This is a genomic window from Planctomycetota bacterium (assembly GCA_021414025.1).
Lineage (GTDB): Bacteria > Planctomycetota > Phycisphaerae > Phycisphaerales > SM1A02 > SYAC01.
On sequence record JAIOPG010000004.1, the window covers coordinates 94,839 to 119,843 of the forward strand.

General features: G+C 60.3%; 18 protein-coding genes, 1 tRNA gene and 2 pseudogenes. 12 read left to right on the forward strand and 9 right to left on the reverse strand.

Features of this window, described 5'->3' with window-relative positions; genetic code table 11:
• Positions 1 to 46 precede the first annotated feature (46 nt).
• From K8R92_05010 to K8R92_05035, 6 genes and pseudogenes are all read left to right on the forward strand, one after another.
• Positions 47 to 649 (forward strand): DUF899 family protein, encoded by a 603-nt coding sequence (locus tag K8R92_05010; GenBank protein ID MCE9619250.1) that lies wholly within the window; start codon positions 47 to 49, stop codon positions 647 to 649.
• Between the two features lie 70 nt (positions 650 to 719).
• Positions 720 to 2,804 (forward strand): annotated as a pseudogene (locus K8R92_05015) (arylsulfatase).
• Positions 2,805 to 2,993: 189 nt separating this feature from the next.
• A pseudogene (locus K8R92_05020) lies at positions 2,994 to 3,335 on the forward strand (arylsulfatase).
• A 130-nt stretch (positions 3,336 to 3,465) separates the two neighbouring features.
• Complete coding sequence (locus tag K8R92_05025) at positions 3,466 to 3,822, forward strand: hypothetical protein (GenBank protein ID MCE9619251.1); 357 nt, start codon at positions 3,466 to 3,468, stop codon at positions 3,820 to 3,822.
• Positions 3,819 to 4,790 (forward strand): hypothetical protein, encoded by a 972-nt coding sequence (locus K8R92_05030; GenBank protein ID MCE9619252.1) that lies wholly within the window; start codon positions 3,819 to 3,821, stop codon positions 4,788 to 4,790. Before K8R92_05025 ends, K8R92_05030 begins: the two co-directional genes overlap by 4 nt.
• Positions 4,791 to 4,905: 115 nt before the next feature.
• Complete coding sequence (locus tag K8R92_05035) at positions 4,906 to 7,185, forward strand: sulfate transporter (GenBank protein ID MCE9619253.1); 2,280 nt, start codon at positions 4,906 to 4,908, stop codon at positions 7,183 to 7,185.
• Between the two features lie 62 nt (positions 7,186 to 7,247).
• Here the strand turns inward: K8R92_05035 and K8R92_05040 are convergent.
• Together K8R92_05040 and K8R92_05045 are read right to left on the reverse strand one after the other, a co-directional pair.
• Positions 7,248 to 7,321, reverse strand: a tRNA-Val gene (locus K8R92_05040).
• A gap of 68 nt (positions 7,322 to 7,389) precedes the next feature.
• The gene (locus K8R92_05045; protein ID MCE9619254.1) at positions 7,390 to 7,707 is read right to left on the reverse strand and encodes a twin-arginine translocase TatA/TatE family subunit; all 318 of its coding nucleotides are present in this window, start codon (positions 7,705 to 7,707) and stop codon (positions 7,390 to 7,392) included.
• Between the two features lie 44 nt (positions 7,708 to 7,751).
• Here K8R92_05045 and K8R92_05050 point away from each other — a divergent pair, with 44 nt between their 5' ends.
• A complete protein-coding gene (locus K8R92_05050; GenBank protein MCE9619255.1) occupies positions 7,752 to 9,125 on the forward strand; it encodes an MltA domain-containing protein in 1,374 nt (457 codons plus the stop codon).
• Between the two features lie 87 nt (positions 9,126 to 9,212).
• Here K8R92_05050 and purH read toward each other — a convergent pair whose 3' ends face one another.
• Positions 9,213 to 10,805, reverse strand: a complete 1,593-nt coding sequence (purH, locus tag K8R92_05055; GenBank protein ID MCE9619256.1) for a bifunctional phosphoribosylaminoimidazolecarboxamide formyltransferase/IMP cyclohydrolase — start codon at positions 10,803 to 10,805, stop codon at positions 9,213 to 9,215.
• 38 nt (positions 10,806 to 10,843) lie between these two features.
• The gene (locus K8R92_05060) at positions 10,844 to 12,226 is read right to left on the reverse strand and encodes a PQQ-like beta-propeller repeat protein (GenBank protein ID MCE9619257.1); all 1,383 of its coding nucleotides are present in this window, start codon (positions 12,224 to 12,226) and stop codon (positions 10,844 to 10,846) included.
• Between the two features lie 382 nt (positions 12,227 to 12,608).
• Between K8R92_05060 and K8R92_05065 the strand changes: the two genes are divergently transcribed.
• Entirely contained in the window at positions 12,609 to 12,749 is a 141-nt protein-coding gene (locus K8R92_05065) for a hypothetical protein (protein ID MCE9619258.1), read from the forward strand.
• Positions 12,750 to 12,768: 19 nt separating this feature from the next.
• Here the strand turns inward: K8R92_05065 and K8R92_05070 are convergent, their stop codons facing one another.
• Together K8R92_05070 and K8R92_05075 are read right to left on the reverse strand one after the other, a co-directional pair.
• On the reverse strand, positions 12,769 to 13,647 hold the full coding sequence (locus K8R92_05070; GenBank protein MCE9619259.1) for an isocitrate lyase/phosphoenolpyruvate mutase family protein: 879 nt from the start codon (positions 13,645 to 13,647) through the stop codon (positions 12,769 to 12,771).
• A 58-nt stretch (positions 13,648 to 13,705) separates the two neighbouring features.
• A complete protein-coding gene (locus tag K8R92_05075; protein ID MCE9619260.1) occupies positions 13,706 to 14,350 on the reverse strand; it encodes a chromophore lyase CpcT/CpeT in 645 nt (214 codons plus the stop codon).
• Positions 14,351 to 14,399: 49 nt separating this feature from the next.
• Between K8R92_05075 and K8R92_05080 the strand changes: the two genes are divergently transcribed.
• On the forward strand, positions 14,400 to 15,554 hold the full coding sequence (locus tag K8R92_05080; protein MCE9619261.1) for a citrate synthase: 1,155 nt from the start codon (positions 14,400 to 14,402) through the stop codon (positions 15,552 to 15,554).
• Between the two features lie 951 nt (positions 15,555 to 16,505).
• Here K8R92_05080 and K8R92_05085 read toward each other — a convergent pair.
• The 3 genes from K8R92_05085 to K8R92_05095 form a co-directional block, all read right to left on the reverse strand.
• Positions 16,506 to 17,291 carry a hypothetical protein gene (locus K8R92_05085; GenBank protein MCE9619262.1) on the reverse strand — a complete coding sequence of 262 codons (786 nt, stop codon included), beginning with the start codon at positions 17,289 to 17,291 and terminating at the stop codon, positions 16,506 to 16,508.
• 217 nt (positions 17,292 to 17,508) lie between these two features.
• Positions 17,509 to 18,399 carry a hypothetical protein gene (locus K8R92_05090; GenBank protein ID MCE9619263.1) on the reverse strand — a complete coding sequence of 297 codons (891 nt, stop codon included), beginning with the start codon at positions 18,397 to 18,399 and terminating at the stop codon, positions 17,509 to 17,511.
• 448 nt (positions 18,400 to 18,847) lie between these two features.
• The gene (locus tag K8R92_05095) at positions 18,848 to 19,627 is read right to left on the reverse strand and encodes a hypothetical protein (protein ID MCE9619264.1); all 780 of its coding nucleotides are present in this window, start codon (positions 19,625 to 19,627) and stop codon (positions 18,848 to 18,850) included.
• Between the two features lie 455 nt (positions 19,628 to 20,082).
• On the opposite strand from K8R92_05095, the gene K8R92_05100 reads away from it, so the two are divergent.
• From K8R92_05100 to acnA, 3 genes are all read left to right on the forward strand, one after another.
• Complete coding sequence (locus K8R92_05100; protein MCE9619265.1) at positions 20,083 to 20,904, forward strand: 3-hydroxybutyryl-CoA dehydrogenase; 822 nt, start codon at positions 20,083 to 20,085, stop codon at positions 20,902 to 20,904.
• Between the two features lie 87 nt (positions 20,905 to 20,991).
• Complete coding sequence (locus tag K8R92_05105) at positions 20,992 to 22,284, forward strand: MFS transporter (GenBank protein MCE9619266.1); 1,293 nt, start codon at positions 20,992 to 20,994, stop codon at positions 22,282 to 22,284.
• 12 nt (positions 22,285 to 22,296) lie between these two features.
• Positions 22,297 to 25,005 (forward strand): aconitate hydratase AcnA, encoded by a 2,709-nt coding sequence (acnA, locus tag K8R92_05110; protein MCE9619267.1) that lies wholly within the window; start codon positions 22,297 to 22,299, stop codon positions 25,003 to 25,005.

Consider the following 25,005-nt stretch of genomic DNA (forward strand, 5'->3'; position numbering starts at 1 on the left):
CCCCTGTACACTTGCAGGCATGAGCGCTCAAACCACCCAGGAGTTCATCATGTCCCAGGTCGAAATACAGAAACTGGAAACTCAGATCGGCGAATTGTCCGCAAAGCTCGCGGCGCTGCGCAAGAATTCGCCGGGCGTGGAAATCAAGAACTACACGTTCAAGACGCAGAGCGGCGATGTCAGCCTCCTGGATCTTTTCGGCGGCCGCGATCAGCTGCTCGCCATCCACAACATGGGGCAGGGGTGCCGCTACTGCACGGTCTGGGCCGACGGCATCAACGCTTTTCTGCCTCACCTTGAAGATGCGATGTCCGTGGTGCTGCTCTCGAAGGACCCGCCCGATCTTCAGCGTCAGTTCGCCAACGCCCGCGGCTGGAGATTCCGTCTGGCCTCGCACGGCGGCACGGAGTACATGAGCGAACAGAATGTGGAAGAGCGCGGGAACAATTCGCCGGGCGCCGTTCTCTACGAAAAGAAAAATGGAAAAATATTCCGCAAGAACCGGAGCGCTTTTGGCCCGGGCGATCAGTTCTGCTCGCTCTGGCATTTGCTGAGCCTCGCCGGAATCGGCGAGAACGATTGGACGCCGCAGTACTCGTATTGGCAGCGGCCCCAGAAGCTGGATGATGGCGGCAACAATGTTAAGTAGTTGTCCAGTCGGAAAATCACGGCTTCGGTAGACTTTCCGCGCCATGCAAAGCACATCCAGTCACCTCGGCATGTCGCTGCTTTCAACCGCAGCGGCAATGCTTATCGCACTGTCCGCGCCAGCCCAGACGGTCAACGGCACGCCCGGTTCGCCCACCGCCACCGAAACGCTCGGCGGAAAGCAACTCCCGCCACCCGATCCAAAGTTTGGCGGCGTCATCAAGGAAAGGGCTTCGGAGTCGACACCCTGGTGGGCGCCGCGCATCGTTCCACCCAAAGGCGCGCCCAATGTGCTGCTCATCATGACCGACGACTGCGGCTTCGGCGCCCCCAGCACCTTCGGCGGTGTGGTTCCGACACCGGCACTGGACCGCATCTCAAAGAACGGACTGCGCTACACAAACTTCCATTCCACCTCGCTCTGCTCACCGACACGCGCGGCCTTGATCACGGGCCGTAACCACCATGTGAACGGCTTCGGAGTCGTAGGGGAAATTGCCACGGGGTATCCCGGCTACGACTCGGTCATCTTGGGAGCCAACGGCACCATCGGCACGATCCTGAAGGAGAACGGATACGCAACCTCGTGGTTCGGCAAGGACCACAACACGCCCTTCTACCAGGCGACCCAGGCCGGGCCCTTCAACCAGTGGCCGGTTGGCATGGGCTTCGAGTATTTCTACGGATTCATCGGCGGCGATGCCAGCCAGTGGCAGCCGAATCTCTTCCGCAACACGACGGCCATCTATCCCTTCCAAGGCAAGCCGTCGGGAACATGGAACCTGACCACGGCCATGTCCGACGAGGCGATCCAATACATGAAGCAGCTCAAGGAGATTGCCCCGGGCAAACCCTGGCTCGTCTATTTCGTCCCGGGCGGCACGCATGCGCCGCATCATCCGACCGAAGAGTGGATCAAGAAGATCAGCGACATGCATCTCTTCGACGGCGGCTGGAACAAGCTGCGAGAAACCACCTTCGCCAACCAGAAGCGCCTGGGCATCATGCCCGCGAACGCGCAGCTCACTCCCTGGCCGGATGGGCAGGCCGAGTACGGCGGCGCCAAGCTGCCGCAGTGGGACTCGCTCGACTGGGAGGCAAAGAAGCTCTTCATCCGGCAGATGGACGTGTACGCCGCTTATCTCGCCTACACCGACCACGAGGTCGGCCGCGTCATCCAGGCGGTCGAGGATCTCGGCGAGCTGGACAACACGCTGATCATCTACATCAGCGGCGACAACGGCGCCAGCGCCGAAGGCATGGTCAACGGCACTCCGAACGAGTTCACCACCTTCAATGGCGTTTCCGTGCCGATCAAGGCCCAGTTCCTCTGGTATCCCTTCTGGGGATCGGACAAGACTTTCCCGCACTATTCCGCCGGGTGGGCTTGGGCCCTGGGAGCTCCCTTCAAATGGATGAAGCAGGTGGCCTCCCATTACGGCGGGACGGCGCAGGGCATGGCCATCTCGTGGCCCGGGCACATCAACGATGTGGGCGGCATCCGCAACCAGTTCCATCATGTCATCGACATCGCCCCGACCATTCTTGAGGCGGCCGGCATTCCGTTGCCGGGCACGATCAACGGCATTCCGCAGCGGCCCATGGATGGCGTGAGCATGAGTTACACATGGGAGAAGGCGAACGCCGACGCCCCCTCCCGGCGCACCACGCAATACTTCGAGATGCTCGGCAACCGCGCCATCTATCACGAAGGATGGATGGCCTGCACGACCCCGGCGACGCGACCGTGGGAACTCAGCAGCGAGACGCCGCCCGATGTGATCACCGGCTACAAGTGGGAGCTCTACAACGTCGCCCAGGATCCCACCGAATCCAACGATCTGGCGGCCACAATGCCGGACAAGCTCAAGCAGATGCAGAACTTGTTCTATGCCGAGGCCGCAAAGCACAACGTGCTTCCGCTGGACAACACGACGCTGGCGCGATGGAACACGCCGAGGCCGAACCTCACGGGCGGTCGGACGGAATTCACCTACTCGGGCGAACTGACCGGCGTGCCCAACAGCGGCGCTCCGAACATCATGAACAAGTCCTACACCATCACCGCCGAGGTCACGATCCCGGAAGGAGGCGCGGAAGGCATGATCGTCACCGACGGCGGCCGATTCGGCGGCTACGGCTTGTTCCTGAGCCGCAGCTTCAACTGGTGGTTCATGGCCGACCTCTTCCGAAACGCGGGTCTTGGATGCCTGGCCTTCGGTCTCTTGCTGACCTGGCGCGGACGAACCAAAAAATGGTCGCGCCTGAAAATGGGAGTGAGCCACATCATCGTGTGGTCCGCCGCGCTACTGGTGGTCGCGGTGTTCGCCACCCGCGTGTTGGACTTCGACCGGGGCAGGCCGGTGTTCCTCTACAACCTGCTCAACCTCAAGCGCACGGTGTGGGCCGGGCCCGCGCTGGGTGCCGGCAAGCACACCATTGTCTTCGACTACAAGGTCGACGAACCTGGCCTGGGCAAGAGCGGAAAGGGCGTGCTCATGGTGGACGGCAAGGAAGTGGCCCGAAATTCCATGGAGCATGGCACCCCGATCACATTCCCCGAGGATGAAACCTTCGATGTCGGCAGCGACACACGCACCGGTGTGGCGATGCTGCAGTATCGTTACGAAGTTCCATTCAAATTCACGGGCACGATCGACAAGCTGACCTTCAAACTCCAGCCGGATCCCCAGGCTGCGCCCGAGTCCAAGGCCGAACTGGGGCCTACGGCTGCACCGGAACCGGATCCGATCGACGAATCGAAGACTTAGTGGTGCAGACATCATCGGTAGCCCCAAAGGACAGGAAATTGACATGATGAAGAAAGTGCCAATCCTTGCGGCCTTGGCTGAAATCGCCACGGGCCTCGCGTTGATGATCGTTCCCGCGCTCGTCGGGAAGTGGTTGTTCGGCGCGGAACTGACCGGGGTCTCCATTCCGGTGGCGCGAGTGACCGGCATCGCATTGATCGCATTGGGTGTCGGGTGCCTGCCCGGCAGGACGGCGCTCTGCGGCATGACGACCTACAACGCGCTTGCCACGGTGTACTTTCTGTATCTGGGCATCAGCGGAGAATGGGTCGGACCACTGTTGTGGCCGGTGGCGGCGCTCCACGCCGCGCTCGCCGTCGGATGCATCGCCTGCCTGCGGCCAAAATGTAGGATCTCGCCATGATGACCTCCCATCGTCTCGCGCTCGTTGTTGTCCTGATGGTGGCAGCGGCCGCACAAGCTCAGGATTCCGGTTTGCCTTCGCTCGCCGCCCGGCATGCCGTCGCACCAGCGATCTCCTTGACCCCGGACGGAAGCGGGGGAACCGCACCGAACGCGGGAGGAAGCGACGCGCCCGAGCTGCCGCTGAAACTGGTCGATCCGGAGAAGAAGCTGAACATGTCGTTCACACCCTACATGTGGCTCACCAGCCTCTCCGGCAATATCTCGGTGAAGAACATCAACTTCAACGCCACGGCGAGCTTCGTCGACATTCTGCAGAACACCAACGGCGTCTTCGGACTCATGGGGGCCATCGACGCGGAGATCGACCGGTTGGTCTTCCAGCTCAACGGGGCCTGGTCCTACATGAAGGTCAACAACACCCGAGGCGTTTTCGCCGCAGGCTCCCTGGCCTCTGCGATCAAGATCGACTCCTCCTGGACGGAGCTCTTCGGCGGGTACCGGTTCATCGACCAGCCGCTGTACAAGGAAAAGGACCCGGCGGGGCGCTTCTTCATCGACGGCTTCGTCGGCGGGCGCCTGACGACACTCTATCTCGACTCTACGGTGACGGCCTCCGCGGCGATCGTGCTGCCCGATGGAACGCCCCTCGCCGCGGGTGCCTCGAGGGAGATCGCGGGGTACCAGGCGTGGGTCGAGCCCTTTGTCGGCGCCCGGATCGGGATGAATCTCTGCGGCAATTGGACGATCGGTCTGCGAGGGGATGTCGGAGGCTTCGGAGTCTCAGGAGACACATTGGCGTGGCAGGCGATCGGCATGGTCGGCTACACCTGGCACATGGACAGCTGGAACCTATCGCTGCTCGGCGGCGTCCGGGCCCTGAGCCAGGACTACTCCTCGGGCGGATTCCGCTGGAATGAGACGGTCTACGGCCCGGCCCTAGGCGTTCAGTTTTCCTTCGCCTTTTGATCTCTCCCCACCTCAATACTTTCCCAATGTCACTAAATTTTGAAAATCGGACGAACCCGGGCCGCTCCTCGGCTCATACATCGATCCCAATTTTCATCCGGATCATCCGCACCCCATGACATCCACGACCCTCTCCGCCGTCCCATCATCCCGCGCATCCGCTGTTGGCCGCGACCTCGTCAGCGGTCTCGTCGTCTGCCTGGTCGCTCTTCCGCTGTGCCTGGGGATCGCGCACGCCTCCGGCGCGCCGCTGATCTCGGGGCTGGTCTCGGGCATCCTCGGCGGCATCGTCGTCGGTCTGCTCAGCGGATCGCACATCAGCGTGTCGGGGCCGGCGGCGGGCCTCGCAGCGATCGTGGTGGCGCAGATCAACGGACTGGGCTCGTTCGAGGCATTTCTGCTCGCCGTGCTGATGGCCGGCGCCTTGCAGATTGTGTTGGGCCTGGCCCGCGCCGGGGCGTTGGCGAATTTCTTCCCCAACACCGTCATCAAGGGCCTGCTGGTCGCGATCGGCGCGTTGCTCATCCTCAAGCAGGTGCCGCATCTGCTGGGGCACGACGTCGATTATGAGGGCGACTTTTCGTTCCGCCAGGAGGACGGCCGGAACACCATCAGCGAGTTCGGCCAACTGATTGGCGCATTCCTGCCGGGTGCCGCGCTGGTGGGCCTCAGCTGCGTCGCGGTGCTGGTGGTGTGGGAGCGATCGCGGCTGAAGAAGTCGATGATCCCCGGCGCGCTTGTCGCCGTACTGCTCGGAGTTGCGATGAGCGAACTTCTGCGCTGGACGGGTTCATCGTGGGCGATCGCGCAGAACCATCTGGTCTCGGTGCCCGTCGTCGGCACGCAGGGGATGGGGTGGGGTGACCTGCTGCGTTTCCCAGATTTCAGCCGATGGAGCGATCCCGCCGTGCTGAGCGCGGCGGCGACGCTCGCCATCGTCGCGTCTCTGGAGACGCTCCTCAACCTGGAAGCCACGGACAAGCTCGACCCGCTGCGCCGCACCTCGCCGCCCAATCGCGAGCTTTTGGCGCAGGGCGCAGGCAACTTGCTGGCGGGGCTGATCGGCGGCCTGCCCATGACCTCGGTCATCGTGCGCAGCTCGGTGAACGCGCAATCCGGCGGGCGCACGCGGCTGGCGGCGATCGTCCACGGCGTGCTGCTGCTGGGCAGCGTGCTGCTGCTGCCGACGCTGCTCAACCGCATTCCGCTTGCCGCGCTGGCCGCCATTCTGATCGTCACCGGATTCAAACTGGCCAGCCCGAAGGTCTTCCGCCAAATGTGGTCCGAAGGCGTCCGACAGTTCCTGCCCTTCCTCATCACCATCCTGTCAATCGTGTTCACGGACCTCCTTCTTGGAGTCATGATCGGCCTGGGCATCAGCATTGCCTTCATTCTGTGGGGCAACCTTCGTCGCGGATTCCGCGTGATCCGCGAGGAACACACCGGAGGCCTGGTGCACCGAATCGAGCTGGCCAGTCACGCCAACTTCCTCAACCGCGCCCGTCTGATGACGACGCTGGGCGCCTTCAAGAGCGGCGACCAGGTGGCGATCGACGCTCGGATGACCGATGACATGGATCTTGATGTCCTCTCGATGATCCGGGAGTTTGCCGGAGAAACGGCGCCGGCACGCGGCATCAGCGTCAGCCTGTTCGGATTCCGCGACCGCTACCCCCTGCGCGACGTGCAGCAATACGTGGATTGGACCACCAAGGAGATCCAGGCGAAGCTGACGCCGTCGCGCGTTCTGCAGCTCCTGAAGGAGGGCAACGAGCGCTTCGCGAGCGACCGCCGCTTGAATCGCGATCTGGTGCGCCAGGTCGATGCGACCTCCGCGGGCCAGCATCCGATGGCCGTGGTGCTCAGCTGCATCGACTCGCGCTCGCCGGCCGAAATCCTTTTCGACCTGGGCCTGGGCGACATCTTCAACGCCCGCTTGGCCGGCAATGTGTCAAGTGCCCAGGTGCTCGGAAGCGTCGAATACGCCTGCAAGGTGGCGGGCTCCAAATTGATCGTGGTTCTTGGACACACCCGTTGCGGCGCGGTGAAGGCCACGTGCGAACTGGTGTCGCGGGGCGCGCACGCCGTGGGCGAGCTCACGAACCTGCCGTCGATCACCGACACGATTGCCGAGGCCGTGAGGATGGAGACGCGCACCCTCGATCACCGCGACGGGGACAATGAACAGTTCGTGGACCGTGTGGCGGCGCTGAATGTACGCAACACCATGCGTCGGATCGAGGCGGGCAGCCCTGTGCTCCGATCGATGATCCTCAACGGCGAATTGGCGATCGTTGGTGCGATGTACGATGTGGCGACCGGTCGGGTGGGGTTCCTGGACGGAGCCGGAGCTCTCGTGCCCACTGCCGAGAAACGCCCCTCCGCCATGGCGTGAGGGACAAGCGCGTTCGCCAGCAAACATCACCCCGAAGCCGCCATGCCTTCGGGGTGGGAAAGTGGGCGGTGGGGGACTCGAACCCTCGACCTCACGGGTGTGATCCGTGCGCTCTAGCCAACTGAGCTAATCGCCCGTCGAAACAGCAATGGTAACGCCTGCCATGCAACCTTCAAATCCTCGAAAAAGCCCCTGATCCGGGGTTCAACTCAGGTGACCGGGTTCCTGGCTGGCTTTCTGACCCTGAGCGGTTCGCTGAGCCCCGACATCACCGGTTGCCCCACCCGGAAGCTTTGCCGCATCGGTCGGAGCCTGATCCATGGGTTCCTTGTGGATCTCGTTGGTCACGTCGGTCATGCCCTTTTTGAATTCGTTGATGCTCTTGCCGAAGGACCGGGCCACCTCGGGCAGGCGGCGGCCGAAGATGAGCAGGGCGACCGCCAGCAGGATCAGCCACTCGAAGCCTTGCGGCAATCCGAGGGCAAGCAGGTTTGTCGGATGGATGGAAAGGAAGGTTTGCATGGATTTATAGTAGCCGACTTCGCCAAAATCGCTATTTTCTCCATATGCCCAATTTCCTCCATCGAAAATTCCCCCTCGTCTTCGCCTGCGGCGCCATCGCGCTGCCCATGCTGTTTCTCGCCGGATGCAAATCCGAGGAGCCGATAGCGGAAGCGGCCCCCGATTACACGCATCAACTTGGCCCGGGCGAGAGCGGCCTGCGCAAGCTTGGTCCGAACGATCCGCTGCCGGACATCGGCGCCGCATGGCGCGTGCGCGATCCCTTCCTGAACAAGGCGCTCGCCTCCTCGCTCGGCTGGTTTCAGATGCCCTCGACCAAGAGCAAGTTCCCCTTCATGAACGTCGCGACCTGGGACCAGGCGTCGTCGAGCATCGTCGCCTTCCAGCAGATCCTCCAGGACAGTAAGGACGAGGCGTCCTTTGTCGGCGCCATCAAGCAGCAATTTGAAATTTGGCAGACCGTGGGATGGAACGGCAAGGGCACCGTGCTGTTCACCGGCTACTACAGCCCGGAATTCAACGGCAGCCTGACCCCGACGGACGAGTTCAAGTATCCGCTCTTCAAGCGTCCCGCCGATCTCGTGACCGATCCCTCCACGGGCGAGCCCAAGGGTCAGCGCGCCGCTGACGGATCCGTGCATCCCTATCCGACGCGCGCGGAGATCGAGTCCAGCAACATGTTCAAGGGAACCGAGCTGGTCTACCTGCGCTCGCCACTGGACGCGTACATCGTGCAGGTCAACGGCAGCGCCAAGATCCTGCTTCCCGACGGCAAGCCGATGTTCGTCGGCTACTCCGGCAAGACGGATCGTCCCTACGTCGGCCTCGGCAAATCCTGCGTCGACGCGGGCTTGATTCCCAAGGACAAGCTTTCGCTCAAGGCGATCATGGACGAGTACAAGAAGAACCCGGCGCAGATCACTTCGATGATGGCCAAGAACGAGTCGTATGTTTTCTTCACCACCTACGACGGCGGCAATTGGCCGGCGGGCTCCCTCGGCTTCAAGGTGACCGAGAAGGAAACCCTGGCCACCGACAAAAAGGTCTATCCGGCGGGCGGCGTGGTGCTGGTCGACACGCAGGGCATCGATTTCGGCGGCAAAAAGCAGCGATTCTTGAAGTTCATGCTTGACCAGGACACGGGCGGAGCCATCCAGGCCCCGGGCCGCGCCGACATTTACATGGGCATCGGACCGGCCGCAGAAATTCTCGCGGGAGGCCAGTACGCCGAGGGCACCATGTACTACTTCTTCCTCAAGCCCGACTGCACCAGCCAGTATCCGCTTCCTGCAGCGGTGAAGTCGTCCACGACGAAGGGCGCGGAGCCCACCGCGAAAATGGGTGGACCCGCTTCGAAACCTTCCTTGAAATCAACGGCGAAGCCGGCCACGCCGGGTCTGAATCCGACTCCCAAATAAGTTCGACGGGTTCAAGGCCACGGCCCTTGCATTGAAAAGCGACGTGCGTGCGAATCATCGCACGCACGTTTTCATTTGCGATTCGGATCAATGCCGGAAGTGGCGAGTCCCGGTCACCAGCAGCGTGACGTTCCGCTCGCGGCAGAGCGCTTCGGTGTCGGCGTCGCGCTTGCTGCCTCCCGGATGCACCAGGCACTTCACCCCCGCGTCAATCAGGAGCCTCGGTCCGTCGTCGAAGGGAAAGAAGGCGTCGCTGGCCGCGGTCACCATGGTCGAGCCTGCTGCTGAAAGCCGCGATCCGGCCTTTGCAATCGCGTGACGACAGGAGGCCACGCGGTCCATCTGGCCCGCGCCTGCGCCCCACAGCGATTGCTGCGAGCCGATGCACACGGCGTTGCTTTTCAGATGCTTCGAGATCACCGTCAAGAATTCCACGTCGCGCAGCATCGCCGCGCTTGGGGCCGGCCCCGCGACATGCTTGAAAGTCTTCGCGTCGCAGATTGCGCTGTCGGGTTCCTGGACCAGGACTCCGCCCGGAACGCTTCGCAACTGCGGCACGCTCGCGCGAGCGAGCCTCATGGATCCCACCGCGAGCAGTCTCACATTTTTCCATCGCGTCGCCAACAAGGCGACGGCCTCCGGCTCAAAGGACTCCGCCACCACGACCTCCAGAAAGCGCTCGGATTTGGCGATGTTTTGCGCCGCCGAGGCGGTGACCCGTGACGAGATCGCCACGATGCCGCCATAGGCCGCCAGGGGATCGCCCGCATAGGCCCGATCAAAGGCCTCGAAGGCGTCGGCCGCGATCGCCGCGCCGCAGGGATTGGTGTGCTTTACGACGCATGCCGCCACGCCTTCCTGGGAGATCGCGGCCAGGTCCCTGACCAAGTCGAAGGCCGCCGAGGCATCCAGGATGTTGTTGTAGGAGAGGGGCTTCCCTTCCACGGTTTCCGCCTCCACGATGCCGCCATCGGCCTCGGCGGAGTTGCGATAGAGCGCCGCCTGTTGATGGGGATTCTCCCCGTAGCGCAGGGTGGCTTTGCGCGTCAGCAACAGGGGCAACGCGTCGGGAAACGACTCGGGTGCGCGGCCCATCCATCCCGCGATCATGGCGTCGTATCGCGCCGTGTGCTCAAAGGCTTCGGCTGCAAGCGCCCGGCGCAGCGCCATTGTCGTGGCGCCGTGGTTGGCCTGCATCTCCTCCGCCACCCGTCCATATTGATCCGGCGACGTCACCACGGCCACAAACTCATGATTCTTGGAGGCACTGCGGATCATCGCCGGCCCGCCGATGTCGATCTGTTCGATCGCCTCCTCCTCGGTCACTCCCGGCTTGGCGATGGTCGCGGCAAAGGGATAGAGGCTCACGCACACCAGGTCGATCGGCTCGATGCCGTGCTTCCGCATTTGCTCGACATGCTCGGGAATGTCGCGCCGACCCAGCAATCCGCCATGGACCTTGGGATGCAGGGTCTTGACCCGGCCATCCAGCATTTCGGGGAACCCCGTCAACTGCTCGATTGGAACCACGGGAATTCCAGCCTCGGCAAGGGCTTTGGCGGTTCCGCCCGTGCTCACGATTTCCACGCCCGCGGCGGCGAGCATCCGGGCGAATTCCGCCAAGCCGCGCTTGTCGCTGACCGACAGCAGCGCCCGACGAATTGGAACGGGGGAGCTCATGCGACTTGAAGCTTCAATCTCTTGCAGCTGCGCGCCATTCACGGCGTGCCCGCGCTGGCGGCGGCTTCGGCTTTGAGCGTGGCATCCTTGCCGGCTGCGGGTTTCGTGTCCACCGGCACAGCGGGTGCCGCGGATTTTGTCGCCTCAATGGGCCGGAGCTGCTGCAATCGACCATCGGAGGAAAGCAGCAGAATGGTTCCATCAACTGGGGCGGTGGAGGCGACCCACACCGCATTGGGGAACGTCGCAGTCGCCGTGATGCCGCCCGCCTTGGTCTCGACCAGCGACATGGTGCGGCTGGTCTCGTCCCACAGGATGAATCCGTCATTGATTCGAGTGATGGCATTGCCGGCTGCTTTGGACTTCCACTGAACAAGCCCGCTCACCTTGTCGCCGGGAGTCGTGCTGAAGGCCACCAAGCCCTCTTCGGGAACTTGCAGGGCCACCAGATCTCCGGCTGCAAGCGGTGGGTTGACCAAGGGTGATTGCGTGAACCAGTTCCAGTTGGATTGCCCCGTCTTAAGGTCGATGGCGTGCAGATACTGGTCCTTCCCGGAGACGTACGCGATGCCGTTGAGCACCGAGGGCTTGCTCACGAACGGTGCGTTGCTCTTGTATTTCCAGATCGGTTTGGCGTTTGTCGCATGAAAGAGGCAGACTTCGCCGCCGGTGCTCACGGTCAGCACTCCGACACCAGGCACCACCACCGGGGGAATCACAATTTTCCCCAGCGACATCGCACCCATCTCCTCCAGGCACTCGACGGTGCGGCGCAGGCTGCGGTCGTCGTTGGTTGAATATTCGCCGGGTGCGTCGCGCTGGGTCGAGACCTTGGCGATGTTGGATTCCACGAGCTTGAGCCAGATGACCCGTCCCTCGGAGTCGCCGAACACCACATATTTGCCGTTGGTGGCACCGGCGGTGGCGGGAACGCGGCGAAGGGATTGCTGGGCCAGAAGGGCACCGCTTCCATCCTCAAAGGCGACCGTAGCCGCGTCGGTCAGGGCGATGGCGGCGGGAGTCGTGCCTGCCGGGGAAATATTGACGCCGTAGATTTTGTCGAGCGTGCTCTGGGTCGAACCCTGCCAAAGCACTCCGCCGGTGTCCGGCTTTACGCGGGTCACCACGCCGAAATGGTCCCAGGTGAAAATTTCAGTTCCATCAAGGCTCATGCCCGCGAGTGGGGCGGTGCCGGCATGGGGGATCTTCGCCTGCCAGTGGCTTCGCAAACCAAGCGGCGTGATGTCATGCGGCTTCGCGAGGTAATTCGCATCGGCCTCATCCTTCAAGGTGTCCAGCTTGCTTTTGGCAGCCGAGGCCTGGTCTGTCAGACGGGGTGAGGAGGAAGCCGCCGTGGTTGCCAGAAAGGCGCTGGCCAGGAACATCAGGCTGCAGGCAATGGAATGATGGAATTTTTGCATGGAAGGGTTCCGCTGAGGAGTCGTGCCGGGGAAGTGGAAATTGTATAGAAATCTCACGGCGGGTCCGTTCGACCCTTCCTTGAATTGCATCGGGATAAAAAATTTGGCCCAAAAAGGAGATCAGCCGAACCCTTTCTGAGCTTCGGCTGACCGCCCTTTCCCTTCAATCCCTCCAACATGTTCGGTTCGCATCCATTTGGCACTCGGCCTTTCGGCCCAGTAACGTGAGAGAGTTCCCTTTCCCTCACAGTTTTAGTTTCTGATTAGAGGTCCCTTTACCTCACCTCAGAAGAAGCCAAACTACTTTCAGCGATCCAAACATGGGGTAGGAAGTTAATCCTACGAAGACATATTCGCATCTACATCGTCATCGTGTTCCTAAATGAATCAATTTTTCCATAAAAAATTAAAGTCTCGCCTTGAGTGGCAAATTGAAAAAAACGCTGTTTTTGCTCAAAAAAAGGCGTTTGAAACCAGACCTTTGGGCTTCTGGGAACTCACCGTGGCAGAATGTTTGCCTTGAAACCCGGCTCCGCAGCCGATCACGCGCCATTGCCGGGGAAGTTCCATTCCGACCCGGGCTCGTAGTCCAAAAGTGAATAGAGATCTTTCCGAGTCTGCATTTGGGGAAGCACTTCCCTCACGGACCCATGCTTTTTCAGCGAAGAAAGACCCCGTGTCACCTCCCCCATGGCCAGGCGCATCATGCTGAGCGGATAGATCACCAACGCGTAACCGAGCTCTCCGAACCTGGCCGCAGAGATGTCTGGCGTCTTGCCGAACTCGGTCATGTTGGCGAGCAGGGGGCCAGGCGACTCCTTGGCGAAGTCCCGGAATTCGGCCTCGCTTTGCAGCCCTTCTGGAAAGATCACATCGGCCCCGGCTTCCCGATATTGATTGGCGCGTTGAACGGCGTCGGCAAAATTGGTGACGTGCCGCGCGTCGGTCCGCGCGATGATCACAAACTCGGGAGTGATCCGGTGCTTCGCCATGGCGCTGACCTTGTCGACCATCGCCTTGGCACTGATGACTTCCTTGCCGTCCAGGTGTCCGCACCGCTTTGGAAAAACCTGATCCTCGATGTGCAGCGCAGCGGCGCCGGCTCGCTCGTATTCCACGACGGTCCGCACACAGCTTTCCACCTCGCCATAGCCCGTGTCGGCGTCTGCGATCACCGGCAACCGGCCGGCATCAGCGATTTCCCGGATGGTTCGGGCCATTTCAGTCAGCGTGATCAGGCCGACGTCGGGGTATCCCGAGACATTTGCCGTGGCGCCGCCCGAGATGTAGACCGCCTCAAAACCAGCCTTTTGAACGGCCTTGGCCACCAGCGCGTTAAAGGCGCCGGGAACCATCACCGTTCCGCGCGACATCAGGCCGCGAAGTGTGCGCCCAGGATGCTCGGACGTGCTCTGTTGCATGGGTGATATCGAATCGGCTTTCCTGCGGGGTGGCGTCATGGTGCTCTCGTCGGAAGGATCAGGGCTGCCTCTTGAATTGGTCGGGCCCTTTTGTCGGTCCCCAGATTTGCTTGCCGGCATCGTCAAATCCGCGCTCCCACACATCGAATTCTTCCGCGGACAGGCTCACCTCGCAGGTCGCATAAGTAGCGCCGCCCTTGGAGCACGCACAGTTTTGACCGGTCGTTGAGCCGCGCCATTGGTTCCCCGACGAGGCTTTCAGCCGAATCCCGCAACCCGATCGCGGGACGAGCTGGGAGGGAAGGAATCGGTCAAGCGGATTCTGGTGTTTCCAAGCGCCGGTATACACATCCGGGTCGCTGGGAAACTCGTAGAGGCGAATTTCGACATCTCCATTGTCCCGGTCCACGAGCTGGTACACGCTCTGCTGAAGCGGTTGGCCCGGGGATTTCGAAGGAGCTTTCTCGACGTACAGCCATCGGCCGTCGGTCCGGTCCTTCCAAATGGGCTGCATATGGAGCGTCATGGGCGGATCATTTGCGTCCGACATGGCTTGCATGGAGCTTGAAAATGTACCCCCCATCCAGCGCCACACCTGATCCACCCTCTCGCTTGGCGGAGGGGGCAGGGGAGGCTTGTATTGGCCGACGGTGCCGCACCCGGCAAGCAGTAAATTGGCGGTCCATTTGGCGCTTAGTTTCATGGGCGGATGCTAGCATCGCACACTTTCAGACCCGACCACCGGAGTAGTCATGAGCACCTCAACCGCTTCCAAGCAACCCGACACCCGCGGACTCGCGGGGCAGACCGTTGGCGACACTTCCGTCTGTGCCGTCACGCAAACCGAACTTCTCTACCGCGGCTACGAGATTGCCGATCTCGCCGCCCACGCGACCTTCGAGGAAGTTGCGTATCTCCTGCTGGTGGGCCACAAGCCCACGGACGCCGAACTGAAGAAATTCAAGAGCGACATCGTCGCCCAGCGAAAAATCCCCGTGCCGGTGCGGGATGCGGTGGCGCAGTTCGCCGTGAGCCATCCCCAGGCGCATCCCATGAACGTGCTGCGCACGGGTGTGAGCCTGCTCTCCCATACGGATCCCGATTGTGAGGACAATTCCCCGGCGGCCGAACTGCGGAAAAGCATGAGGCTTCTGGCCCAGATTCCGATGCTCATCGGGATCTGCCAGCGATCGCGTGAAAAGAAGCCCATCCTCGAGCCGGATGCCTCCCTGGGCCATGCAGCCAACCTGCTCTGGATGATCAATGGGCGAAAGCCAAGCGAGCTCGAGGCCCGCATCATGGATGTGAGCCTGATGCTCTACGCCGAACACGATTTCAACGCCAGCACGTTCGCCTGCCGGGTCATCGCCAGCACTGAATCGGACCTCCACAGCGCGGTCTGCGGCGGCATCGGAGCGCTCAAGGGCCCGCTGCACGGGGGAGCCAACGAGATGGCCATGGAGATGCTCAAGGAGATCGACCGGGACTGCTCCGGGGGCAGCATCACCGTTGAAGCATGGATGCAGAGGGCCTTCGTCGAGAAGCGCAAGCTCATGGGCTTTGGACATCGCGTGTACAAAAATGGAGATCACCGAGCGGGCATTCTTCGATCCTGGGGTCTCAAGCTGGCCGAGCAGATCGGCCCCGGCGCCAAGAAATGGTTTGACATCGGGGATCGGGTCCAGGCGATCATGCTCAAGGACAAGGCGATCCATCCCAATGTCGATTTCCCCTGCGGGATGACCTATTTCATTCTCGGAATTCCGGTGCCGCAATACACGCCCATCTTCGTGGCCAGCCGCATCACCGGCTGGGCCGCCCACATCATGGAGCAGCATGCCAACAATCGGATCATCCGCCCGCTCGCCGATTATCAGGGGCCGCCTCCACGCAAGTGGAAGGCATAGGGAGAGCACCCGCGGGGGAGACCTAGCGATTCAATGTGCCGGACCCTGCCGCGTTGTTCCATGTCAACTTGAAAAGCTTCGCGAGGAACAAAAAAAGGGGACGAGCCTTTTTTCAAAGACCCGTCCCCTGTGCTGTTGCGGACCGTGCCCTCCGCGGCCCGCATGGTTCGAGACCCGATGCTGCGTTCCCTTTGCAAGCATCGAGCCGGGGAGTCCTTTTGGGACCGCCCCCTTCGAACATCTGATTCTTGATTTCCCGTGAAACCAAGCCTTTTCCTTACACAACTCTTCGGCCCTTTTTCCGAAGAGCGATCAGATTCAGTGATGCGACGTGATCGACATGCGATCAAGCCACGATGTTTGTCAAGAGCGACTTTGTGAGCCGCAAGTCCTGCCATGCACAATGCGCAGATCGGGGAAGGATCCGCGAGTAAACGAGATGAGTCAGGAGTGCAGATGACCGACGTCTGAAACAGCTCTCCGTCAGCAGGCACCGCAATCGCCGGAGATCCCAGTCCCTTTCACTGGAATCTCCGGCAGCGGCGTGCTGGAGTTCTGTTTCGTCGCCAAGTCCTTCAGTCCAGCGGACAGCACAGCGATACCAATCACCCGCTCCCTTTAAGCAGGCGAAAGCCGCACGCACTCCACGCTGAGAATGAAGGAACAAGTCGCGTCTGTGGCAAATGAAAAGCCACAAATCTTGCACTCCAAACCCGATGATTTTTTCAATACCCTTTTAGCCAACTCACTCGTCCGACAACTTGGAACATCCGGATCGGTCGGATTTCGACCCGTGGAGCAGTACTAACACGGAAACCGGGCGAGTCAAATGAAGCCGGGAAAGAAATCAAAATAAAAAATTGAGCTTTCCGGGGAGTCAAATTCTTGGGGAAAAAACAAGCGAGGGGCGGCATGAGCCGCCCCTCGCGGGATTTGCATCAGTGGAGTGAATCAGGCGTGACGGCGACGATTGCCGATCAGGCCAGCAAGTCCAACCAGTGCCATGGCGCCAGGAGCCGGGATGTTTCCGGAATTCTCGACGATGTAGTCCTGATGGTAGATGCTGGAAACGCCCTGAATGTTGGCGTTGCCCAAACCGTTGATCGAGGCAAAGAGTGCCGATGAAATCGCACCGACGGTTCCGTTGTATCCGGACGCCTGGACAAGTCCAGTGCTCAGATCCAAGCCAAAGCCGAAGTCAGTGACGACTTCCCAAACCGCGAGCTGGAATGCTGTTGCATAATCAGCAGTGAGGTATTGGTTTCCTGCAGCAAAGACATACATGTCGTTGATGGCCTGTGCCGCGGCAGCACCCATCGGAGCGCTGGTCGGCATCGTGGAAACTGGCACCACGTTGTACTGGTTCACGCCACCGTTGGCGTACTGGTACAGATCGCAGCAGAAGACGGCGTAGGCGCCGTTCTGGAAGGCAACTGTGTTGCTGCTGTTGGTCGCATTGATAAGAATCACGCCGGCAAAGACTCCGCCGTTGAATCCAGGCGAAACAATGTTCACGCCTTGACCGGGGCCAGTGCCGGTGAACTGCACGTCAACCGTGGTCGCCGAAGCGGCGGCGCAAATTGCAGCAGTTGCAAAAACAGAAACAGCAGTGGTCATTGATTTCATTTTTTTCTCTATGTAAAGGGAAGTAAGGGAAAGAAAGGGAACAATGGCCGATGGGAAATCGACCGTGCGGTCAGTATTAACACCTTTATCTGGCAAGTCAAAGGAATTCATTCGAATTCGCTCAAAAATGACTAGCAATTGCAGAAAGAATTATTGACCAGCAGCAAAAAAAACTCAACAATTTGCCAAAAAAAAGGCATATTATGAACCACTTTTAAAGCGTTCCAGGGTCTTGCCAATCGGGGCAATGTCGTCGTAAGGAAATAAAAATAAAAGACGCTCCTCTTTTGAGTGGAGCGTCTTTGTCTTCAATCCAATCGAAGGTCGATTACTTGCGCCGCCGCATCATGAGACCTGCAAGTCCAAGCAGTGCAACAACGCCGGGAGTCGGAACTGGCGGTGCATAGAAGGACCAAGCAGCTTGGCCGCCAACCACACCATCAAAGGAAGGGTCGAAGGTCCAAGTTTTGCCGCTAATAGTGTACTTAGTCTGGGCATCGCTTTTCACATTGGCGCTGGCCATGGTGTACAAGGTTGTTCCGCCGGTTTGAGCGGTCGACTTTCCGGTCCAATTGAACCACACCGCCATCGTGGCCGTGCCGCCATTGGCGAGAATGTCACTGGTTTTCAGGCTATAGCGCCCGATCATGATCATGTGGTCGGCATTGGCTGAAGCGTTGGTTTCAAACCCAGCATCGCTCGGCGAATTTTGGGTGACTCCGGCGCCGACAAAGAGAGGAGTCGCGTTGAAGCCACCAATGATCGAGCCGACATTCGAATTCGGATTGGTGAAGTAGGAATCTGCGGCCACGTTGCCGGTGTTGCCCGCGCCTTGCGTGCGGGCGCCGACCGTCATGAAGGAGTCCCAGGTGTTGTTGCCGGTGCCGCCGTTGGCGCCGGAGCCGGGGAGCCAGCTAACGTTGCTGTGCTGGAAGTTCAAGCCGAGGCTGTTGGTGAACTTAGATGTCTTGTTGACCCCAAACGTCGAGGCATCGGTAGTGGCTTGGCCGTACAGATTCACCATGCGCTCACCCTGGGTGCCGGTTCCGGAAGCGGAATTGAATTTGAGGAAGACGTCCATGACCGAGTATTGAACACCCGCGTCCGTGACGAGATAGTTGTGGGCATAGAGGCCTTGAGCTCCCGAGACTGACGCGCTGGCAACGCCGGCGAATGAGATGGTGAGCAGTGTCGAGACGATTTGATATGAGTTTTTCATAAATCCTTGATTCCCTTACAGTTCTGTTTGAAATACGACAAACGCTTTTCCAACAACCGCCGAACATGATTTGGATAGGCACAAGCCTGGACCACGATTTCTAGTTTTTCAGGATCCCGCAGAAATTTCGCTGTCGGCCAAGGCCAGAAAGGATTGCCCTTGCCTTGCGAAATGACTTGAGTGTCCCACTCCTTTTCACCAACCTCAACTACGCCCTTGGATCCTGATCATTTTCAAGATCAACATTCCTAAGGCAGGGACAAACTAGGTCGATTTTGAATCATGTCAAAAATAAGTAGTGAAAAATTTTGATTTTGTGGAACCGAGATATCCAATATCGAAATTTCGAAAAATATCAACGATGTTATTTGCCAACCCAAAGTAAAAATAAAAGACCCCGATGATTAAATCATCGGGGTCCTTGGTTTCCAAAGGGATTGTTAGTAAATCAGGCCTGACGACGACGGCCGACAAGACCAGCCAGTCCGACCAGGGCCAGAGCGCCTGGGGCCGGAACAACGAAGGTGTTGTAAACCAAGTTCGTGTTAAACGCAGGCTGAGAAGTCGTTCCGCCACCAGCGATGGTGCCGTTGACCTTCAGAGTGAGCTTGCCCTTGATCTGCATCGACAGGGTGTCCGCGTTGGTGTACCCGGTCACATTGACCGTGAAACGACCGAGCAGAAGACGCTTGTCGGCATACGAACCAGCCAAATCGGCTGGATCATTCGGCAAGTTGGTCTGCCAACCCGCTCCGACGTAAGCCGGAGTCGCGTTGTAACCACCTTGAATGGTTGAAGCGCCAGCAGTGCCCGCGTTGGCGAAGTACACGTCGCCACCAATTGCTTGGTTGGTGATCGCGGCGGACTGACTACGTGCACCCATGCTCACGAACGAATCCCATGCATTTGCATTGGCTGCGTTCGAAGGCATCCAGCCGCTTCCGTCGGAGTGCACCCAGGCGGCTCCGTTGGTTGCAGTGGCGGCATCGCCGGCGTTCTGAACGCCATTGCGAGTCGTGCGGCAGAAGGCATTGGTGCCGGTCTGACCGAACAGGTTGACGCACTTGTCGAACGCGCCGGTGAAATCGGCATAGACGTCCATGACTGAGTAGCGATTGCCGCCATCAACGACCAGGTAGTTTGTACCCGTAATGCCGAGGAAGGCCGCGTTGGCACTTGCGGCAGTCGCAAGCACTCCAAAACCAATTACGCTCTTTGGGAAACCCATTGTTCATACTCCAGATGTCCGGTAGGGAAAGGGAAGAAAGGGAACACAGTGAAGTGAAGGGAACATGGTCTACCGGGATGAGACCATGAACACAGCATGACTCGAAAAAGCATGCGCTCAAGTAATAAAACAGTTTTTTTGTCATTTTCTTCATTTATTTTGGATCAATCGAGGACTCAATTTGACTGAAATCAGCGATTTCGAGGTTGAAATGAATTTATAGCGTCAAAAAAATTGCCTTTTTTGACATAAAAACGGCATATTATTGCTTAAATTTATAGGACTATGAAATGGTTTCACCAGGGAACAATTTGCATCGATTGAATCAAATTGAATCCGAAGCAATCTTTTCGAGTTTGCGGTTCAATCACAGGCTCTATATCAACGCCTGATTCAACAAGGAGTCCAACGTGAGCGCTCAAATTCAAAAATGTGCTGTGATTGGTGCTGGAACAATGGGTGCGGGCATCGCTTTTGTCGCGGCAATGAGCGGGATCGACACGTTTCAGATGGATGTGAAGTCTGAACAGCTCGATCGTGCCCGCGCCTATCACAAGAAGACTGCCGATCGCAGCGTCGAGAAGAAGCGAATGTCCCAGACGGAAGCGGATGCGGCTCTTGCGAGGATTCATTACGTCGCTTCCATGGATCAAGCGAAAGGCGCGGAGTGGGTCATCGAGGCGGCCACCGAAAATGTCGAATTGAAGAAGAAGATCTTTCGCGAGATGCAATCGCACTTCCCGGCGCCCGCGATCTTGTCCACCAACACCAGCAGCATTTCAATCACCGAGATCGCCGCCGCGGTCGGAGCGGATGCACCGCGGGTGATCGGCATGCACTTCTTCAACCCGGTCCCTGTGATGGCGCTGGTCGAAGTGATCAAGGGATCGGCCACCAGTCCGGAGACCACTCAACGAACGATTGATCTTGCAAAAAGACTTGGAAAAACACCGGTCCCAGCCCATGACCGGGCGGGATTCGTCTCGAACCGGGTGCTGATGCCGATGATCAATGAGGCCTTTTATGCCTGGATGGATGGGGTGGCACAGCCTGAGGACATCGATCAAATCATGAAATTGGGCTGCAATTTCCCCATGGGCCCGCTGCGCCTTGCGGATTTCATCGGGCTGGATGTCTGCCACGACATCATGATGGTGATGCACCGCGAGCTCGGGAATCCGAAGTACTTTCCTTGTCCGCTGCTGAGGCAACTGGTGACTGCGGGGCGGCTGGGGGACAAGAGCGGCCGGGGAGTCTTCGAGTATCCGCAGAAATAGTTTCGAAGGCGCACATGCAGGCCTTCGAGGCGTCTGCGGCGGCGCACGTCGCAGTCATGTCGGCATCGGGTGCCGTACCATCGCCGCATGAATTCAATCAGGCCCGCCAAGCTTGTGGCGGTGATCGGTGGATTGGGATTCGCGAGTGGGTTGCCCAATGTGATGGTCACGGACACGCTCAGCGCCTGGCTGGCGGATCTTAAGATCGACATCAAGACCATCGGACTCTTCGCGCTGGTGACACTGCCCTACGCCTTCAAGTTTGTGTGGTCGCCGCTCTTGGATCGCTTCGCCGTGCCCGGCTTCGGATGGCTTGGTGCGCGAAGAAGCTGGCTGATTGTCCTTCAAGCATTGCTGCTGGTCGCCCTGCTGGCCTTGGCATGGTGCGGGCCCGAGCACTCCGGATCTCCGCTCATGGCGTTCGCCCTCATCGCCCTGGCCACATCAATGCTGAGTGCCACGCTGGATATCGCCGTGGATGCCCATCGATCGGACGTCTCCCAGGATGAAAAGGGCCCGGCCGCCAGCGCCTATGTGGCGGGATACCGGATGGCGTTTGTTCTGGCCGGTTCGCTGGCGCTGGTGGCGGTCGCGAAAGTGGCTCCCTGGCTTGAATCCTCATCTGAGGAAGCGGCAAGGGCCACGGCATGGCGAATTGTCTATGCGGGCTCGGCCGGCCTCCTTTTCATTGGGTTGATCTCTGCGCTGCTTGCCCCGGAGCCGACGGAACGCCAACCGCCCCAATCCCTTCGCGAGGCCATCGTGGCTCCACTGCTTGCGTTTCACAATCGATTTCACGGAAGGCTGGTGCTGGTCCTGGTCTTTATCTTTCTGTTCCGGTTGCCCGATTTGCTTGGCAATCGGATGACCATGCCCTTCCTGAGGAACGAGATTGGCTTCACACTGGAGGAGATCGGTTTCCTGAGGCAGGCGCTGGGATTTGCCATGACGATGGCCGGAGCCGTCATCGGCGGGATCGCCGTGAAGCGGTTCGGGATCTCTCGAACGCTTCTGGTGTTCGGCCTGCTGCAATGTCTGAGCAACGCGGGCTACATCGTGCTGGCCCAGGCCGGGAGGTCGGTGCCGACCTTCGCGTGCGTCATCGTGATCGAGAATCTGTGCAACGGCATGGTGTCGGCGGCGTTCGTGGCGTACTTCATGTCGCTCTGCGATCGGACTTCCAGCGCCGCCCAATACGCCTTGCTGTCGGGTGTGATGTATCTGGCGGGTGCCACCATCGGCGGCGCGTCGGGCTGGCTGGTGGAGTTGATGGGCTACCAGGGCTTCTTCCTCTTCAGCATCTTGATCGGGATTCCCGCGATCGCCCTGATCGGCATCGCCACCCGTCCCGCTAGAATCAATCCTTCATTCGCAAATTGAGGAATTTGAAACATGCCGCAGAGCCCACATGACCCGTTCGGAGCCCGCACCTCGATTTCAACGCCGCTGGGTGACAAGACTTACTACCGCCTTGAGGCGCTGAAGAAATTCGGCAATGTGGATCGGCTTCCGTGCTCGATCAAGGTGCTACTGGAGAGCGTGCTGCGCAACCAGGATGGCCGGATCTACACGCCGGAGCATGTGAAGGCGATCGTGGCCAGCGACTCCGGGACCAGGCGCGATGAGGAGATACCCTTCATGCCGGGGCGCGTGGTGCTCCAGGATTTCACGGGCGTGCCCTGTGTGGTGGACCTCGCGGCGATGCGCGGCGCCATGAAGCGAATGGGCGGCGATCCGAAGCGGGTGAATCCGCTGGTGCCCTGCGACCTGGTCATCGACCACTCGGTGCAGGTCGACGCCTTCGCCAGCGGGGTGGCGCTGACGATCAACAGCGAAAAGGAATTCGAGCGCAACATCGAGCGCTATGAATTCCTCAAATGGGGTCAGGGGGCATTTGAGAACTTCCGCGTGGTGCCGCCCGGCACCGGCATCGTCCACCAGGTCAACCTCGAATATTTGGCGAAGGTGGTCTGGGAAAAGGACGGCGTGCTCTATCCGGACAGTTTGATCGGAACCGACAGTCACACCACCATGATCAACGGCTTGGGGGTTCTGGGCTGGGGTGTTGGCGGGATCGAGGCCGAGGCGGTGATGCTTGGCCAGCCCATCTACATGCTGATTCCAGAAGTGGTCGGTGTTCGGCTCACGGGGAAACTTCCCGAAGGAGCCACGGCGACCGACTTGGTGCTTCGCGTGACCGAGATGCTTCGCAAGCATGGCGTCGTAAACAAGTTCGTTGAATTCTTCGGCGCCGGGCTTGCCGAGATGCCGGTGGCGAACCGGGCGACGATCGCCAACATGGCTCCTGAATATGGCGCAACTTGCGGATTTTTCCCCATCGACGAGCAGACGCTGGCCTATCTGAGGCTATCGGGGCGCGAGGAATCGCTGGTCAAGACGGTCGAGGCCTACGCCAAGGCCCAGGGATTTTGGCGCGATGACTCGCGCGACGTCGCCTACTCCGCTGTCCTTGAGCTGGATCAGTCCACGATCACGCCGAGCCTGGCCGGCCCCTCGCGGCCACAGGACCGCGTGGAATTGAAGGCCATGAAGAGCACCTGGCGGAGCGCGCTGACGAAATTGAAATCCGGCGGCAAGTCCGCCGCGCCGGCCACCGCGACGGCGGTCGCGGACGACGGCGTCGCCATCATGATGGATGGCAAGGAGTGCATCCTGAAGAATGGTGCCGTGGTCATCGCCGCGATCACCAGTTGCACCAACACCAGCAACCCGAGCGTCATGATCGGTGCCGGACTGCTGGCGAAGAAGGCGCGCTCCTTCGGCCTGACCCGGAAGCCCTGGGTGAAGAGCTCGCTGGCCCCGGGCTCCAAAGTTGTGACTGAGTACCTGAAGAAGTCGGGGACGATGGCGGCCCTGGTGGAGCTCGGCTTCGACGTCGTCGGCTACGGCTGTACGACCTGCATCGGCAACAGCGGGCCGCTGCCGGAGGCGGTCGAAGGCGCGGTCAAGGGCAATGACATGGTCGTGGCGAGCGTGCTCTCGGGCAACCGCAACTTCGAGGCGCGGGTGCATCCCGACGTGAAGGCGAACTATCTGGCGAGCCCGCCGCTGGTGGTGGCCTATGCCATCGCGGGCACGGTGGACATCGATCTGCAGAGTGAGCCGCTGGGTCTCTCCCCGAGCGGCAAGCCCGTCTTTCTGCGTGACGTGTGGCCGACCCAGAAGGAAATCGACGAGGCGGTTGCGTCGAGCGTCACCAACGGGCAGTTCCGCACGCAGTACGCCAGCGTCTTCGACGGCAGCCAGGAATGGAAGGACATCGCCACCGTTCGGGGCGAGATGTACCAGTGGAACTCCAAGAGCACGTACATCCAGGAGCCGCCCTTCTTCACCTCGATGACCCTGGCCGAACCCGGCCCGATCGGATCCATTCGCGGCGCCCGGTGCCTGGCCAAGCTCGGCGACAGCGTGACCACCGACCACATCTCTCCCGCGGGCAACATCAAGAAGGATGGCCCCGCCGGCGAATACCTGATGAAGCATGGCGTGCCCGTGAGCATGTTCAACAGTTACGGAAGCCGACGCGGCAACGACCGGGTCATGACCCGCGGCACCTTCGCCAACACGCGGATCCAGAATCAGCTGGCGCCGGGGACCATGGGAGGTGTGACCAAGGATTTCACCGATGGCGCCGTGAAGCCGATCTTCGACGCCGCGGAGAGCTACAAGAAATCCGGGACGCCGCTGGTGGTGCTGGCGGGCAAGGACTACGGCATGGGCTCATCGCGTGACTGGGCGGCCAAGGGCGCCCAGCTGCTCGGGGTGCGCGCCGTGATCGCGGAGAGTTTCGAGCGCATCCACCGCTCCAACCTGGTGGGCATGGGCGTGATGCCGCTGACCTACCAGCCGGGGCAGAGCGCCCAGGGCTTGGGATTGACCGGCGAAGAGACCTTCGACATCGATCTGCCGACGGACATCAAGCCGCGGCAGCTCGTCGCCGTTCGCGCGCGGCGGCCGGGAGCGGCCGAGATTACGTTCGAGACGGTGTGCCGCATCGACACACCCGTCGAGGTGGACTACTACCGCAACGGCGGCATCCTGAGCATGGTGCTGCGACGGATGGCGAAGACGGCATCCTAA

Coding starts and splice junctions, on each gene's coding strand:
- K8R92_05060 (MCE9619257.1), bottom strand. CDS start 12,226: ATGCAAAAATTCCATCATTCCATTGCCTGCAGCCTGATGTTCCTGGCC.
- K8R92_05025 (MCE9619251.1), top strand. CDS start 3,466: ATGAAGAAAGTGCCAATCCTTGCGGCCTTGGCTGAAATCGCCACGGGC.
- K8R92_05050 (MCE9619255.1), top strand. CDS start 7,752: ATGCCCAATTTCCTCCATCGAAAATTCCCCCTCGTCTTCGCCTGCGGC.
- K8R92_05035 (MCE9619253.1), top strand. CDS start 4,906: ATGACATCCACGACCCTCTCCGCCGTCCCATCATCCCGCGCATCCGCT.
- K8R92_05030 (MCE9619252.1), top strand. CDS start 3,819: ATGATGACCTCCCATCGTCTCGCGCTCGTTGTTGTCCTGATGGTGGCA.
- K8R92_05105 (MCE9619266.1), top strand. CDS start 20,992: ATGAATTCAATCAGGCCCGCCAAGCTTGTGGCGGTGATCGGTGGATTG.
- K8R92_05065 (MCE9619258.1), top strand. CDS start 12,609: ATGAATCAATTTTTCCATAAAAAATTAAAGTCTCGCCTTGAGTGGCAA.
- purH (MCE9619256.1), bottom strand. CDS start 10,805: ATGAGCTCCCCCGTTCCAATTCGTCGGGCGCTGCTGTCGGTCAGCGAC.
- K8R92_05045 (MCE9619254.1), bottom strand. CDS start 7,707: ATGCAAACCTTCCTTTCCATCCATCCGACAAACCTGCTTGCCCTCGGA.
- acnA (MCE9619267.1), top strand. CDS start 22,297: ATGCCGCAGAGCCCACATGACCCGTTCGGAGCCCGCACCTCGATTTCA.
- K8R92_05085 (MCE9619262.1), bottom strand. CDS start 17,291: ATGAATTCCTTTGACTTGCCAGATAAAGGTGTTAATACTGACCGCACG.
- K8R92_05095 (MCE9619264.1), bottom strand. CDS start 19,627: ATGGGTTTCCCAAAGAGCGTAATTGGTTTTGGAGTGCTTGCGACTGCC.
- K8R92_05100 (MCE9619265.1), top strand. CDS start 20,083: ATGGGTGCGGGCATCGCTTTTGTCGCGGCAATGAGCGGGATCGACACG.
- K8R92_05080 (MCE9619261.1), top strand. CDS start 14,400: ATGAGCACCTCAACCGCTTCCAAGCAACCCGACACCCGCGGACTCGCG.
- K8R92_05090 (MCE9619263.1), bottom strand. CDS start 18,399: ATGAAAAACTCATATCAAATCGTCTCGACACTGCTCACCATCTCATTC.
- K8R92_05075 (MCE9619260.1), bottom strand. CDS start 14,350: ATGAAACTAAGCGCCAAATGGACCGCCAATTTACTGCTTGCCGGGTGC.
- K8R92_05070 (MCE9619259.1), bottom strand. CDS start 13,647: ATGCAACAGAGCACGTCCGAGCATCCTGGGCGCACACTTCGCGGCCTG.